This is a genomic window from Rodentibacter sp. JRC1, assembly GCF_020521555.1.
Taxonomy (GTDB): Bacteria; Pseudomonadota; Gammaproteobacteria; order Enterobacterales; family Pasteurellaceae; genus Rodentibacter; species Rodentibacter abscessus.
The window spans coordinates 2,083,646-2,098,227 of sequence record NZ_BPWA01000001.1 but is presented as its reverse complement, the minus strand read 5'-3'; the positions used below and the strand labels follow the sequence as shown (position 1 = coordinate 2,098,227).

14 protein-coding genes and 1 tRNA gene are annotated in these 14,582 nt (G+C 41.2%); 5 read left to right on the top strand and 10 right to left on the bottom strand.

The window, feature by feature from the left end; genetic code table 11:
- The first annotated feature begins 84 nt into the window (after nt 1–84).
- Entirely contained in the window at nt 85–1,089 is a 1,005-nt protein-coding gene (gene fbp, locus HEMROJRC1_RS09570) for a class 1 fructose-bisphosphatase (RefSeq protein WP_226692690.1), read from the top strand.
- 238 nt (nt 1,090–1,327) lie between these two features.
- On the opposite strand, the gene lptG is transcribed toward fbp, so the two are convergent.
- Together lptG and lptF are read right to left on the bottom strand one after the other, a co-directional pair.
- Complete coding sequence (gene lptG, locus HEMROJRC1_RS09565; protein WP_226692978.1) at nt 1,328–2,404, bottom strand: LPS export ABC transporter permease LptG; 1,077 nt, start codon at nt 2,402–2,404, stop codon at nt 1,328–1,330.
- Between the two features lie 8 nt (nt 2,405–2,412).
- A complete protein-coding gene (gene lptF / locus HEMROJRC1_RS09560; RefSeq protein WP_226692689.1) occupies nt 2,413–3,507 on the bottom strand; it encodes an LPS export ABC transporter permease LptF in 1,095 nt (364 codons plus the stop codon).
- Nucleotides 3,508–3,637: 130 nt separating this feature from the next.
- On the opposite strand from lptF, the gene HEMROJRC1_RS09555 reads away from it, so the two are divergent.
- Nucleotides 3,638–5,113: a leucyl aminopeptidase gene (locus tag HEMROJRC1_RS09555; RefSeq protein ID WP_226692688.1), complete on the top strand. Its 1,476-nt coding sequence runs from the start codon at nt 3,638–3,640 to the stop codon at nt 5,111–5,113.
- Nucleotides 5,114–5,219: 106 nt separating this feature from the next.
- On the top strand, nt 5,220–5,804 hold the full coding sequence (locus HEMROJRC1_RS09550; RefSeq protein ID WP_226692687.1) for a class I SAM-dependent methyltransferase: 585 nt from the start codon (nt 5,220–5,222) through the stop codon (nt 5,802–5,804).
- A 77-nt stretch (nt 5,805–5,881) separates the two neighbouring features.
- Here HEMROJRC1_RS09550 and HEMROJRC1_RS09545 read toward each other — a convergent pair whose 3' ends face one another.
- From HEMROJRC1_RS09545 to HEMROJRC1_RS09525, 5 genes are read right to left on the bottom strand one after another with little or no spacing between them, the layout of a single operon-like run.
- Nucleotides 5,882–6,502 (bottom strand): energy-coupling factor ABC transporter ATP-binding protein, encoded by a 621-nt coding sequence (locus tag HEMROJRC1_RS09545; RefSeq protein WP_226692686.1) that lies wholly within the window; start codon nt 6,500–6,502, stop codon nt 5,882–5,884.
- Nucleotides 6,489–7,136 carry an energy-coupling factor transporter transmembrane protein EcfT gene (locus HEMROJRC1_RS09540; RefSeq protein ID WP_226692685.1) on the bottom strand — a complete coding sequence of 216 codons (648 nt, stop codon included), beginning with the start codon at nt 7,134–7,136 and terminating at the stop codon, nt 6,489–6,491. Before HEMROJRC1_RS09540 ends, HEMROJRC1_RS09545 begins: the two co-directional genes overlap by 14 nt.
- A complete protein-coding gene (gene cbiM / locus HEMROJRC1_RS09535; protein WP_226692684.1) occupies nt 7,133–7,753 on the bottom strand; it encodes a cobalt transporter CbiM in 621 nt (206 codons plus the stop codon). The genes HEMROJRC1_RS09540 and cbiM overlap by 4 nt, the downstream gene beginning before the upstream one ends.
- A complete protein-coding gene (locus HEMROJRC1_RS09530) occupies nt 7,753–8,238 on the bottom strand; it encodes a carboxypeptidase regulatory-like domain-containing protein (RefSeq protein WP_226692683.1) in 486 nt (161 codons plus the stop codon). Before HEMROJRC1_RS09530 ends, cbiM begins: the two co-directional genes overlap by 1 nt.
- Nucleotides 8,239–8,249: 11 nt before the next feature.
- Nucleotides 8,250–8,942 (bottom strand): DUF4198 domain-containing protein, encoded by a 693-nt coding sequence (locus HEMROJRC1_RS09525; protein ID WP_226692682.1) that lies wholly within the window; start codon nt 8,940–8,942, stop codon nt 8,250–8,252.
- An 81-nt stretch (nt 8,943–9,023) separates the two neighbouring features.
- On the opposite strand from HEMROJRC1_RS09525, the gene HEMROJRC1_RS09520 reads away from it, so the two are divergent.
- Nucleotides 9,024–9,428, top strand: a complete 405-nt coding sequence (locus HEMROJRC1_RS09520) for a MerR family transcriptional regulator (protein WP_226692681.1) — start codon at nt 9,024–9,026, stop codon at nt 9,426–9,428.
- Nucleotides 9,429–9,490: 62 nt separating this feature from the next.
- On the opposite strand, the gene pntB is transcribed toward HEMROJRC1_RS09520, so the two are convergent.
- The 3 genes from pntB to pyk form a co-directional block, all read right to left on the bottom strand.
- Nucleotides 9,491–10,915, bottom strand: a complete 1,425-nt coding sequence (pntB, locus tag HEMROJRC1_RS09515; RefSeq protein WP_226692680.1) for a Re/Si-specific NAD(P)(+) transhydrogenase subunit beta — start codon at nt 10,913–10,915, stop codon at nt 9,491–9,493.
- Between the two features lie 10 nt (nt 10,916–10,925).
- A complete protein-coding gene (gene pntA / locus HEMROJRC1_RS09510) occupies nt 10,926–12,467 on the bottom strand; it encodes a Re/Si-specific NAD(P)(+) transhydrogenase subunit alpha (RefSeq protein ID WP_226692679.1) in 1,542 nt (513 codons plus the stop codon).
- Between the two features lie 340 nt (nt 12,468–12,807).
- Complete coding sequence (pyk, locus tag HEMROJRC1_RS09505; protein WP_226692678.1) at nt 12,808–14,244, bottom strand: pyruvate kinase; 1,437 nt, start codon at nt 14,242–14,244, stop codon at nt 12,808–12,810.
- A gap of 220 nt (nt 14,245–14,464) precedes the next feature.
- Here pyk and HEMROJRC1_RS09500 point away from each other — a divergent pair.
- Nucleotides 14,465–14,541: transfer RNA gene (locus tag HEMROJRC1_RS09500), tRNA-Val, on the top strand.
- The last annotated feature ends 41 nt before the right edge of the window (nt 14,542–14,582 follow it).

Sequence of the window (14,582 nt, the reverse complement as noted above, 5' to 3'; positions counted from 1 at the left end):
CCCATTCTGAAAAATTGGCTTTTTTGTGAAAAATTCAAATCGCATATAATTTCCGCCGATCTGTATAAACATAAAAGGAAAAGCATGAAAACATTAAGTGAATTTATTGTAGAACGCCAAGCGGAATACCCTAATGCAAAGGGGGAATTGAGTGGTATTTTGTCTTCTATTCGTTTATTGGCGAAAATTATTCACCGTGATATAAACAAAGCGGGCTTAACGAATATTTTAGGGCAATCAGGTGTTGAGAATGTACAAGGTGAAAGCCAAATGAAGCTGGATCTCTTTGCTCACAACACAATGAAAGCGGCATTGATGGCACGTGAAGAAGTGGCAGGTTTTGCTTCAGAGGAAGAAGAAAGTTTCATCGCATTTGATACCGAACGAGGACGTAATGCAAAATATGTGATTCTCACAGACCCGCTTGACGGTTCGTCCAATATTGACGTGAATGTTTCCGTAGGAACAATTTTCTCCATTTATCGCCGTATATCCCCTATCGGCACGCCGGTAACTTTGGAAGATTTTCTCCAGCCGGGAAACAAACAGGTTGCCGCCGGCTATATTGTGTACGGCTCATCAACGATGTTGGTTTACACCACCGGACACGGCGTGAATGGTTTTACTTACGATCCGTCTATCGGCACTTTTTGCCTGTCTCATGAAAATATGCAAATGCCGAAAAACGGTCGTATTTATTCCATCAACGAAGGGCAATATCTCAAATTTCCACAGGGTGTGAAAAAATATATCAAATACTGCCAAGAAGAAGATAAATCGACACAACGCCCTTATGTATCCCGTTACATCGGTTCGCTTGTGGCTGATTTTCACCGTAATTTATTAAAAGGCGGGATTTATATTTACCCGAGTGCAACTACTTATCCGGAAGGGAAATTGCGCTTACTTTATGAAGGAAATCCAATCGCATTCTTAGCAGAACAAGCCGGCGGTTTGGCGACTAACGGCTATCGCAGAATTTTAGATATAGAACCGAAAGAGCTACACGAACGCGTACCCTTATTTGTCGGTTCTGAAGAAATGGTGAAAAAAGCGCAAAAAATGATGGAAGAATTTAAAGACAACTAACCGTCTAAAAAAGTGTGGTCAATTTCTTTAGCGTTTTAAAATACAATTGAAATTGACCGCACTTTCTATGTGTTGAAAATTAACGATATTATGTAGCTGTTGCATAAAACAGAGTAAGGTGTGTTAGCCAAAGGAACGCACCATTAAAGCCCAATTTGGTGCGTTACGGAAAGACTAACGCACCCTACGTATGGATAAAAAAATGGTCTTTTGTGCAAGTGATACATAATGCTGAAAATCAATCCCGCTTCTTACTCAATAACCACCAAATAATGGCGATAAATAATAGACTTGGAATCAACGCGCCAAACATCGCCGGCATGCTATAAACCACGCTAAGTTGTCCGAAAATTTCGTTTACCACATAAAACAAGAAACCGAAACAAATTCCCGTTACGATCCTCGCCCCCGCAGTAACACTTCGTAAAGATCCGAAAATAAAGGAAAGCGCCAACATCATCATCACACCAACTGAAATCGGTTGGAAAATTTTACGCCAAAAAGTCAGTTCAAAACGTCTTGCATCTTGTCCCGTTTCTTTTAAAAACGCGATATATTCATACAACCCACTAACAGACAATGACGTTGGGCGCAATGAAACCGCCCCTAACTTATCCGGTGTTAAATTGGTTTCCCAGCGTTCGGATAATCGATTCGTATTAGAAATTTGCTCTTGCCCGATAACTGAATGGCTGACTTGGCGTAACTCCCACTTGCCTTCTTCCGGTAAATAGGTTCCTTGGTTGGCGTGTTTTAAACCGATAAGGTTTCGATTATCATCAAAGCTATAAATATATACGTCATTTAGTTTTGCTTCTTCCGACACTCTACGTACAAAAACAAAATTCTGACCATCTTTCGCCCAAACACCATTTTTTACGGAAAGCATTGAACCACCGGAAATCGCACGTGTACGCATATCTCTGGCAAATTGTTCCGTTTGCGGAATCCCCCACTCACCAATAACCATGGTCAAAACAACCAGTGGTAACGCGGTTTTCATTACCGCCAAACCGATTTTAAAACGGGAAAATCCGGCAGATTGCATTACCACCAGCTCGCTACGACTGGCAAGCCCGCCAAGCGCAATTAATGCCCCAAGTAATGCTGCCATCGGGAAAAAGGTTTCGACATCTTTCGGTATCGTTAAAAATGTGTAAGCTACCGCTTGTAATACATCATAAGAACCTTTTCCTACGCTTCTAAATTGCTCTACAAATTTAATAATTGCCGATAAACCAACAAACGTTAATAAGGTTGCAAAAATCGCCCCTAAAATGCTTTTACCAATATAACGGTCTAAGGTATTCATCATCATTCGGCTTACCCTTTTCGGCTAAAAAAACTACGGAGTTTATACATCGGCGTACTATCCCAACCATTCAGAATAATACCGAGCAATAAGAAAATGATATTGACGATAGGCATAAAAATCGCTGCGTCTAATTTTCCGGCTGAACCGGCGGATTTAAATGAACTCTGTAATAAGAAATAAATAAGGTAAAGCAATAATGCGGGTAAAATTTTCGCAAAACGACCTTGACGGGGATTGACTCGACTAAGCGGCACGGCAATTAATGCCATCAATGGCACGGCTAACACCAAAGAAATACGCCACTGTAATTCAGCCTTGGCGGCAGGACTGTTTTGCTTCATCAATTCATCTGATGAAAGTGTCGCCGCTTCATCGGATTTACTATCAGTGGATTGATAGCCTAAATAGGCTTGGTAATCATCAAAATGTGTAATGCGGAAATCAGGCAATGCCGCCGTGCCTTCAACCCGCTGTACATTTTGTAAATTCAATATTTGATCACCATTTGGCAATGCTTTCAGTTCACCGTTTTCTGCCGTCACCACCGAAGGTTTGGATTGCCCTTTAGGCGTGGTTTGGAACAAATAAACATCATTAATTTGACTGCCTTTGATACGATCAATAAACAACACGAAGTCATTGTTACCGGTGGACATAAACTGACCGGAAGAAAGGGCTCCCATGGTTGGATTTGCTTTCGCCTCTTCAACAATCGTGCTTTGCTTTTGAATTGCCCAAGGGGAAAGCCATAAAGCATTATAGGCAGCAAGCCCTGCGGTTAATAAAGATAATAATAACGCAACCCGAACCAAGATTCCTTGCCCTACACCGCAAGCACGCATTACGGTAATTTCGCTTTCCGCATATAAACGCCCGAAAGTAAGTAAAATCGCAATAAACAAGCACAATGGCAACATCAATTGCGCCATCGCCGGCATACCTAAACCTAACAACGAAAACACTAAATCCGCCGGTACCTTACCATTTGCAGCCGATCCCAATACACGCACAAGTTGCTGAGAAAAAAAGATCACCAGCAAAATGAACAAAATCGCCACTTGGCTTTTGAATACTTCTTTTGTTAAATATCGAGTTAAAATCATCTTATTTCGTTATTCTTTATCATTAAAATCGGGGGGAGAATGCGAATGAACGCCTAATAACCCTAGATAAAACCGGTCGCGTATGATACCTTATTTTCGCTAAATTAAACAGACCAAATAAGGAAATCAAATGAAATATCAAGCAAAATCGACCGCACTTTCTCAAGCTGTAGAGTGTATCTTAATCGGTGTGTATGAGAACAACGAATTTTCAAAAAGTTTCAGTGAAATCGACCACGCCACACAGGGCTATCTGAATCAATTAATCAAATCCGGCGAACTCACCGGTAAATTAGGGCAAACCCTTTTACTGCGCGATCTTAACGGCATTGCAGCAAAACGTGTACTTATCGTTGGTTGCGGACAAAAGGGAGAACTGACCGAACGCCAATATAAACAACTTATTCAAAACACCTTAAAGGCATTAAAAGAAGCAAATATACAGGAAGCCGTTTCCTATTTAACAGAAATTGAACTTAAAAATCGCGATCTCTACTGGAATGTGCGTTTTGCCATTGAAACTATCGAGCACACCAATTACCAATTCGATCAATTCAAATCTAAAAAAGCAGAAGCACTGAATTTAAAAAGTATTACGTTCAACGCCGATAGCAAACAAGCAGAACTTGCGATTACTCACGCACAGGCAATTGCTTCCGGCGTGAAAGCGGCACGTGATATCGCCAATATGCCGCCGAATGTGTGCAACCCTGCTTATCTCGCCGAACAAGCAAAAAATTTAGCGGAAAAATCAACCGCACTTTCACTTGATGTAATTGATGAAAAAACAATGGCGGAGCTGGGTATGAACGCCTATTTAGCCGTTTCCCGCGGTTCGGCAAATTCAGCTTATATGTCTGTTCTTCACTTTAACAATGCACCCGATAAAAATGCCAAACCTATCGTCCTTGTCGGCAAAGGCTTAACCTTTGATGCCGGTGGCATCTCTTTAAAACCGGCAGCAGAAATGGATGAAATGAAATACGATATGGGCGGTGCAGCCTCCGTATTCGGTACAATGAAAGCCGTTGCTGAATTAAATTTACCTCTCAACATAATTGCGGTTCTTGCCGGCTGTGAAAACTTACCGGACGGCAACGCCTACCGCCCCGGCGATATTCTCACTACAATGAACGGCTTAACCGTAGAAGTGTTAAATACAGACGCGGAAGGTCGCCTCGTGCTTTGCGATGCCCTCACCTATGTAGAGCGTTTCGAACCGGAATTGGTTATTGATGTGGCCACCTTAACAGGTGCTTGTGTCGTTGCTTTAGGTCAACACAACAGCGGATTAATCTCAGAGGATAAAAATCTGACAAACGACTTACTTAATGCCGCACAACAAACTCAGGACAAAGCGTGGCATTTACCATTAAGCGAAGAATATCAAGAGCAACTCAAATCCCCGTTTGCGGATCTCGCCAATATCGGCGGACGTTGGGGAGGCGCAAGCACTGCCGGCGCATTTTTATCTAACTTCACCAAAAAATATCGTTGGGCGCATTTAGATATCGCAGGCACCGCTTGGCTTCAAGGCGCAAATAAAGGTGCAACAGGTCGCCCGGTTTCCTTATTAACGCAGTTTTTGATTAATCAGGTAAAATAACATTATTGTGTGTGCTATATTAATCACAAATTAATTGGAAAATAGAGATGTGGTAAAATCACACCTCTATTTTCGTTCATAGAAGGCAAAAATAAGGATAAAAATTATGAGAGAAACTCACAAATCAGTTGTTCAACGTCGTATTAGAAATATTAATTTCATTAATCGTTATTTTGTCGGGAATGGAATTGATATCGGGGGCGGGCCTGATTCACTTGCACAATTTCTTGCTGTCTTTCCTAAAATGCAAAGTGTCAGAACTTGGGATCTCGAAGATGGTGACGGGCAATATCTTGAAACAATTCCGGATTCGACTTTTGATTTTGTTTATTCTTCCCACTGTTTAGAGCATTTACATGATCCTATTATCGGATTAGAAAACTGGTTACGCGTACTTAAACCAAAAGGTTTTTTAATCGTTACAGTTCCTGATGAAGATTTATACGAACAGGGTATTTGGCCTTCGATTAAAAATACAGACCATAAGCATAGTTTTACTATTCATAAAAATCACTCCTTAATGCCCTCATCTGTGAACGTTTTAGATTTGGCAAAACATTTTTCTGATCAAGTTAATATCGAAAGTATTATTCAGGTTCATGATTATTATCGTGAAGGGTTACCGCCACATATTGACCAAACCTTAGGTGATGCGGAATGTGCAATTGAGTTCATTTGGCAGAAAAAATAATATTAGGTATAAATGGTTTGCGTAAAATTTTATTTCACGTATATCTATACACCGCAAATCCGCACTTTTGACATTGTTCATAAAGAAATAATTTCATCGGCTAATTGATGAATAAATCCCTCGTGATGAGATGAAATAAGCATTGGTAAATTTAATTCACGCAAAAGTGCGGTCAATTTTTCAATATTTTTTCGATCTAGCCCGTTTGTAGGTTCGTCTAACAACAACATTTTCGGTTGCATAGCCAAAACCCCTGCAAGGGCGGTAAAATTTTTCTCGCCACCGGAAAGCGTATGTATCGTTCGATCTTTTAGATGTAAAATGCCAAGTCGCTCCAGCTGCTGTTTCGCGATCCCGTAGGCTTTTTCACGGGAGAGATTTTGATTTAACGGCCCGAAAGCCACATCATCCAATACAGTCGGTCCAAAAAGTTGATCATCCGCATTCTGGAAACACATTCCAACGGCACTCCCTCGGAACAGTGCAAAATCTTTTTCTCTGCGACAGGTTTTGCCAAATAATTGAATTTCCCCTTTTAAAATCGGTATAAAACCAAGCAATGCTAACAATAATGTGGTTTTACCGACTCCAATTTCTCCCTGTACAAAGAGACGTTTTTTCGCCTCAAGACAAAAGGTCAAGTTTTGAATTATCACCTCGCCATTGCGTTCAATGTAAAGCTCCTTAACCGCCAACATTCATTTTTTTCCTTCTTTTTCCAAATTGAAAACCACGACATTTCAATGCAGTTTGTGCTATTTCAGCTTTCAATAATGCGTGAATTAAGAGTAACGCCACACTTTGAGCCGTTACATAAAGGGTTCGGTGATTTAATCCGGTGCGAAACCCACGAGCACGCATTGCAATATCCATTTTTTGATGAAGTTCACCAAGTAATGCGATATAACGAACCGTAAGCACAAAGAGTTGAACCAATTTTTCCGGCAAAGGCAACTTACCAAGTGCCTGTAACAACACGGCATCATTGATATTCCATAAAAAAAGCCATAGGGAAAATAATAAAAGATGCATTCGTAAACTCAGCATTTCCGCCAACCTAACCCCTTGGGAGTTCAATTCAATGCCATGCTCACCTACTCGCCAGATTAATGTCGCCCATATCAGAGTGATAAAAATCAGCAAAGTAAGCCAAGGTTTAAGATAGCTGAAAAAAGACTTCGAATGACAACGCAACATTATAAAAAAAACACTCATCACGCCGATATTTAGCATAATAAGCCAAGATAAATCGTGTAAACCGCTAATCATCAATCCCCAAAGAAAGAGATAAATCAGTCTAAAGTGCGGTTGAAAAAAACGATGAATTTTCATAATGTGAGTGAGGCGTGATTTAAAGCCTGAGGATACATTTTAGCGAGCAATGAAAGTACACCTACACTGATAATGCTATCTAAAATAAATACCGGTAAGTGAGAAACGAACAATAACCAAACAAGATCTATGTAGCTTTTTCCGCCGTCCAGCACCAGTACCAAAGCAGCCAATGCTCCTGCGCCACCGACACCGATTACGCCTACTCCAATTCCGGTGAACAATCGGGCTTTTAATGTCATTTGAGGTTTTAAACCTGATCGGAAAAGGTAATGTGCGACCAACGCCGGTATTGCCATAATACAAAGATTCACACCCAGTACCGCAAAACCGCCGAAAGAGAAAAATAAGATTTGCAACAATAGTGCTATCAGAAAAGCGGGAAAAACCGTCCAACCAAGAAATAATCCCGCCATTCCGTTTAAAATTAAATGTACGCTGCCAATACCTATCGGAATATGAATCGTTCCCGCCACAAAAAAGGCGGCGGCAAATAGCGCGGTAAGCGGCAAACGTTCAGGTTCTAAACGGCGTAATCCGACAACAATTGCCAATACGGCTATCGCAACACCCACGAATAAAACCGGGGGATGTAATACACCTTCAGATAAATGCATTAGGCACATCCTTGTTTGTTTTTACGTGTATTCCACCACGCAAGCAGCCCGGCAATACCGACAATATAGCCGATTCCGCCGAGAATATCGTGCAGATAAATTTTATCTTTTAAATGGGCAATATCTTCACGCAGTAGCATTAAATCAGCCCCATTATTACTTGAGGACATAACACGATCCGCAACCACGGCAACACGATGTCCTTCTTCACCTTCCACCACCACTTTTAGCGTGCTATTTGCAACATCCGGTATAACAATATTAAATGCGCCTTTATCGTCCGTTTTAGCATTTAAAATCGGTTCATTAGTTCCGGAACGAAATACTTCTAAATAAGTTTCTGCAGCCGCCGTCATATCCGAATAATAAGCTTTCCCTGAAAGGGTTTGCCCGTCATATTGGGCAAACACATAAAGTGCATGAGCATAGGCATTCGGAAAATACAATGCCGTTAAAAGTGCGGTGAAAAATGACAAAATTTTCATTCTGACTCCCTTTATTGCGCATCGAAAGTCAGCATATATTCGATAGAACGGCGATCATAGTCAGGGTTATCTACTTTTTCGGCAAATTCCGCCCAAACTTTGTTATACCCTTTGCTTGGCATAAATTCTGCAATACCTTTTTCATTGGTTAAATTGAAGGGCGCATCTTCTCCTAAGCCTACTTTAATACCTTGTACCGGTTTTCCTTTATGCAACACTAAAATTGAAAGCGGCTTACCGGCTTGTGCTTTGGCTTGCGGAATTAATTCGTAGGTAACATTATGCGCTTTGAAGGCTTGTTCATTCCATTTTAAAATGGCTTTGCCAAGTTTTATCGGGTTAGTGCTGAATTCTGCGGTAGGCTCTTCACGTTTTGTTTTTTCCACATATTTACCGCTCGGCAATTTTGACCATACACCGTTATTGAATTGAATAAATACGATATCGGATCTTGGCATTAAATAGGCTTCACCATTTTTAAACTCATCGTGCTTAAATTCATAGTCAAGTGCGGTCAATTTTCCTTGAGAATTTAAGATTTGAATAGACTGAATTTTATGCTTTGGGTAGGTTTCGGTTTCTAAATGACCAAACTTCATTACATATTCACCTTGTACTGAAGTAGGTTCAAGCCAAACATTATGAGCGTTTGCAGAAAAAGCCAAAAGTGCGGTCAATCCCAGCATCATTTTTTTTAATTTCATTTTTTCTCCTTTCTGTGAAATTTTTGCCTATGATAAAATATGAAGTAACTTCATAGTCAAGCAAATTTTTAGGAAAAATTAATGAGAATAGGTCAACTTGCCAAAGCATTAAATTGTACCGTAGAAACCATTAGATTCTATGAAAAACAAGGTTTGCTCCCTCCCCCGCAACGCACAACAGGTAATTTTCGGAAATATAATACCGAACACATACAACGCCTTTCTTTTATTTGTAATTGTCGCAGTTTGGATTTGTCGCTAAAGGAAATTAAAACGCTAATTTCATTGGAAAATCAAAGTGAACAACGTTCGGAAGAAATGAATAAAGTACTGGATCGACATATTAAAGATATTGCAAAACGCATTCACGAACTGGCGCATTTACGAATGAAATTAATCGAATTAAAAGAAAAAACCGCTACAACCGATGAAGATCCCATGAAATTATTATTACAACATAGCGGGGTAAGGTTTGTGCGGTTGTAGCATTAGATAAAAAAACCGCACTTTGCTTTTCCCCCAAAGTGCGGTCATTTTTTACGATGTTTTTAAAGTGCTTTTAAAATATCTTCAACACGATCTTTTGCATCACCAAAGAGCATTTGTGTATTCTCTTTGAAGAACAACGGATTTTGCACACCGGCGTATCCTACCGCCATTGAGCGTTTGAATACGATCACATTTTGTGCTTTCCAAACTTCCAATACCGGCATTCCGGCAATCGGGCTGTTCGGATCTTCCATTGCGGCAGGGTTGACAGTGTCATTTGCACCGATCACCAATACCACATCGGTATCTGCGAAATCATCGTTGATTTCGTCCATTTCAAGCACCACGTCATAAGGTACTTTCGCCTCCGCTAAAAGGACATTCATATGCCCCGGTAAACGCCCGGCAACCGGGTGAATACCAAAGCGGACGTTTACGCCACGTTCACGTAATTTCGCAGTAATATCCGCAACAGGATATTGAGCTTGCGCGACCGCCATACCATATCCCGGTGTGATAATAACGGAACTTGCATTTTTCAATAATTCCGCCACTTCTTCGGCTGTGGTTTCACGGTGTTCGCCCTGTTCTTCATCTGAAGACACTTGAACATCATTACCAAAGCCACCGGCAATAACACTAATAAATGAACGATTCATCGCTTTGCACATAATGTAAGAAAGGATTGCACCGGAAGAGCCGACAAGCGCACCGGTTACGATGAGTAAATCATTGTTCAACATAAAACCAGCCGCCGCAGCCGCCCAACCGGAATAGGAGTTAAGCATAGAAACCACGACCGGCATATCCGCACCACCGATAGAAGCAACCAAGTGCCAACCGAATGCTAATGCAATCGCAGTCATTAATAACACAGGGAAAATGCTTTCCGGATTTCTTAAGAATGCGATCATAAGCAATACGGACACCACGATAGCCGCTAAATTTAATTTATGACGATGTGGCAACATTAGTGCTTTAGAGTTGATCTTGCCACTTAATTTGCCGAATGCCACGACAGAGCCGGTGAAAGTTACCGCACCGATAAAGATTCCAAGAAACACTTCTACATTGTGAATGTTACTTAATATCGTTTGTTCTGCGATAAACGCAGCTTGCGCTGCCGCATCCAAATTTTCAGGAACAACCGCTTCATGGTGTAAACCATAGCTATTAAAACCAACCAATACGGCTGCTAAACCAACAAAGCTATGTAAAATGGCGACAAGTTCCGGCATTTCTGTCATTTCAACTTTTAATGCGCGTTGAACACCGATCACTCCGCCAATAATCATCGCAATGATGATCCAGAATGTCCCTTCGGAATGAGGCCCGAAAATCGTTGCAATCAATGCAATTGTCATACCGACAATGCCGAACCAACAACCTGCTTTTGCGGTTTCGTGTTTAGAAAGCCCCGCTAAGCTCATAATGAAAAGTAATGCTGCTAAAATATACGCAGCCTGTACTAAACCTTCAGACATTGCGCTCTCCTTAACCTTTTCTAAACATTGCTAACATACGTTGTGTCACGCGGAAACCACCAAAAATATTGATACTCGCTACTAAAATTGCAATAAACGCAAGAAGATCAATAAAGAGGTTTCCTGTCGGTTGGCGAATTTGCAATAACGCCCCAACGATGATGATGCCTGAAATAGCATTGGTTACTGCCATTAATGGCGTGTGTAACGCATGGCTTACATTCCAAACCACATAATATCCCACCACACAAGCTAACACGAACACCGTAAAGTGTGATAAAAATGCTGCCGGTGCGACAGAAGCAAGCCATAAGAAAAGCACACCGATTCCGGCCATCACACCATATTTCACACGCGGATCTAACGGTTTCACTTCTTTTTTCTCCGCAACCGGTGCCGTTGTTTTTGATTCTTGTTTCGGTTGAGCAGAGACTTGAATTTGTGCCGGCGGAATCTCTTCCCCATCACGAACCACGGTTACACCACGCAACACAACATCATCAAAATCGATATTAATGTTGCCATCTTTCTCTTTACACAAAAGTTTTAACAAATTCACTAAATTTGTGCCGTAGAGTTGGGAAGATTGTGTTGGTAAACGGCTTGGGAAATCCGTATAGCCAATCACTTTTACTTGATTTTCTGTTGTTACTACAGTACCTGCTTGTGTGTATTCACAGTTACCGCCCGTTGCCGCCGCTAAATCGACAATCACGGATCCCGGTTTCATCGAATCCACCATTTCTTTGGTAATTAAACGTGGTGCAGGTTTACCCGGAATTGCAGCAGTGGTGATGATAATATCCACTTCTTTTGCTTGTTCCGCATAAAGCTCCATCGCTCGGCGATTAAATTCTTCCGACATCACTTTCGCATAACCGTCTCCGCTGCCCCCCTCTTCTTTGAAATCAATTTCTAAGAAGCTGGCCCCCATACTCTGCACTTGTTCTTTCACTTCCGGACGCGAATCAAATGCACGCACAATCGCACCTAAACTATTTGCCGCACCAATTGCCGCTAAACCTGCCACGCCTGCACCAATAATCAATACTTTTGCCGGAGGTACTTTACCCGCCGCCGTAATTTGACCGGTGAAGAAACTGCCAAATTCATGTGCAGCTTCAATAACAGCACGATAACCAGAAATATTCGCCATTGAACTTAATGCATCTAAAGCTTGCGCTCGTGAAATACGTGGCACGGCGTCCATTGCAAGAACATTAATTTTCTTCGCTGTGAGTTTTTGCATTAATTCCGGATTTTGCGCACGCCAAATAAAGCTTACGAGGGTTGCCCCTTCTTTCATTTGGGCAATTTCCTCATCCGTAGGCGGATTTACTTTAAAAATAATATCCGATTGCCAAATTTCAGCTGCCGAGCCGACTTTCGCGCCTGCATCTAAAAATGCCTGATCCTCAAAACTTGCTTTAAAGCCCGCATCGTGTTCCACGATCACGTCAAAGCCCAATTTCAGGATCTGCTGAACCGTTTTCGGCGTTGCCGCCACACGGCTTTCATTATCAAGCAGTTCTCTTGGTACACCAATTAACATACTGTTTACCTCGGTTTGATGGTTGGGTTAATGATTGTGTTGAACGAATATACATCCATTCTTCCTGTAAATGACAAAAGCCAAACAGCGTTAAATGTACCATTGTTCCAATAAAACTTGGTAGCGTTTTTTAACTGGTTTTACAAGATATTGTGATAGGGATCACAAAATGAAATGAGGGAAGATACCGAAATAAAGATAAGCGAATAATAAACCGAACACCAAGTATGGTGTTCCTATGTTCATTTTAAAATAATGACTTATGTAACAGCTAGATAATACCGTTCAAATCATAAAAAAACGGTGGAAAATCCACCGCTCTTTTAATTAAACTAACTGACTACTCGACAATTAAAGTACGGCATACATTAGTGTGTTTGATTGAATCATCGCCTTGAGTCAATAACACTAAGTCACCTGAATTTAAGTAACCTTTTTCTTTTAACAACGCAATTGCCGCTTGAGCGCCATTTGCGCTACGAGATTCAACATCACTGAATACCGGCGTTACACCACGATATAAAGAACAAAGGTTCAACGTCTCTTGATTACGGGATAAAGCAAAAATTGGTAAGCCTGAACTAATACGGGACATTAACAATGCCGTACGACCGGTATGGGTTAACGCAACGATTGCAGCAATACCTTTCATATGGTTTGCAGAATACATTGCGGACATTGCAACGGCTTCTTCAATATCAGTAAATTCTTTATCCATACGGTGACGGGATACGTTCACACTAGGCATTTTTTCTGCCCCTAAACATACACGCGCCATTGCCGCAACTGTCTCAGCAGGATATTGACCCGCAGCAGTTTCTGCAGAAAGCATTACTGCATCAGTACCGTCTAATACAGCATTCGCAACGTCCATTACTTCCGCACGGGTTGGCATAGGATTACTAATCATTGACTCCATCATTTGAGTCGCTGTGATTACCGCACGGTTTAACTGACGTGAACGACGAATTAATTTTTTCTGAACGCCAACCAATTCAGGATCACCGATTTCAACCCCCAAATCACCACGAGCAACCATAATGACATCTGATGCCAAAATAATATCATCCATTGATTCATCATCAACAACGGTTTCTGCACGCTCAACTTTTGCCACGATTTTTGCATTTAAGCCTGCTTGCTGTGCCAATTCACGCGCATAGTTCAAGTCTGCACTTGAACGAGGGAAAGAAACCGCTAAGAAATCAACACCGATACGTGCGGCAGTGATAATATCCGCTTTATCTTTTTCAGTGAGTGCATCAGCGGATAAACCACCGCCTAATTTATTGATACCTTTATTATTCGATAATGGACCGCCGACTGTTACCTCGGTGAAGACTTTCGCCCCTTCGGTAGATAACACTTTTAGTTGAACACGACCATCATCTAATAAAAGAATATCACCCGGAACAACATCTTGCGGAAGGGTTTTATAATCTAAACCGACAGCTTCTTGATTACCCTCACCTTTTGGTAATTCTGCATCAAGAACAAATTTATCACCCACATTTAAGAAAATTTTGCCATCTTTAAAAGTAGAAACACGGATTTTAGGCCCTTGCAAATCGCCTAAAATCGCCACGGTTTTACCTAATTTTTTTGCAATAGAACGAACACGTTCGGCACGTTCGATATGATCTTCAGGCGTACCGTGTGAGAAATTCATACGTACAACGTTTGCACCCGCCGCAATAATTTTTTCAAGATTGTTATCGCGATCAGTCGCAGGCCCCATAGTACATACAATCTTCGTTCTTCTTAGTCTTCTAGACATTAATTCTGCTCCGTCAATATTTATATTTTAAATAAATTCACCCGAACATTTCGGGTGAAGCCAGTCGGCGCGCATTATACGCTGAAAAAAAGCCAAAATCAAAAAGAGTTATGAACTTCCAAACGAGTCATTTTGGTTAATTTTTTATCATTCATAACAAACATTAGAGAAAATCACTTGTCTTTATAGAAAAAACTGTTTATCATCCGCTGCGTTTGACGCGACTATAGCTCAGTTGGTTAGAGCACCACCTTGACATGGTGGGGGTCACTGGTTCGAGTCCAGCTAGTCGCACCATATTTAAGTCCCCATTCGTTGAATGGGGATTTTTCTTTTAA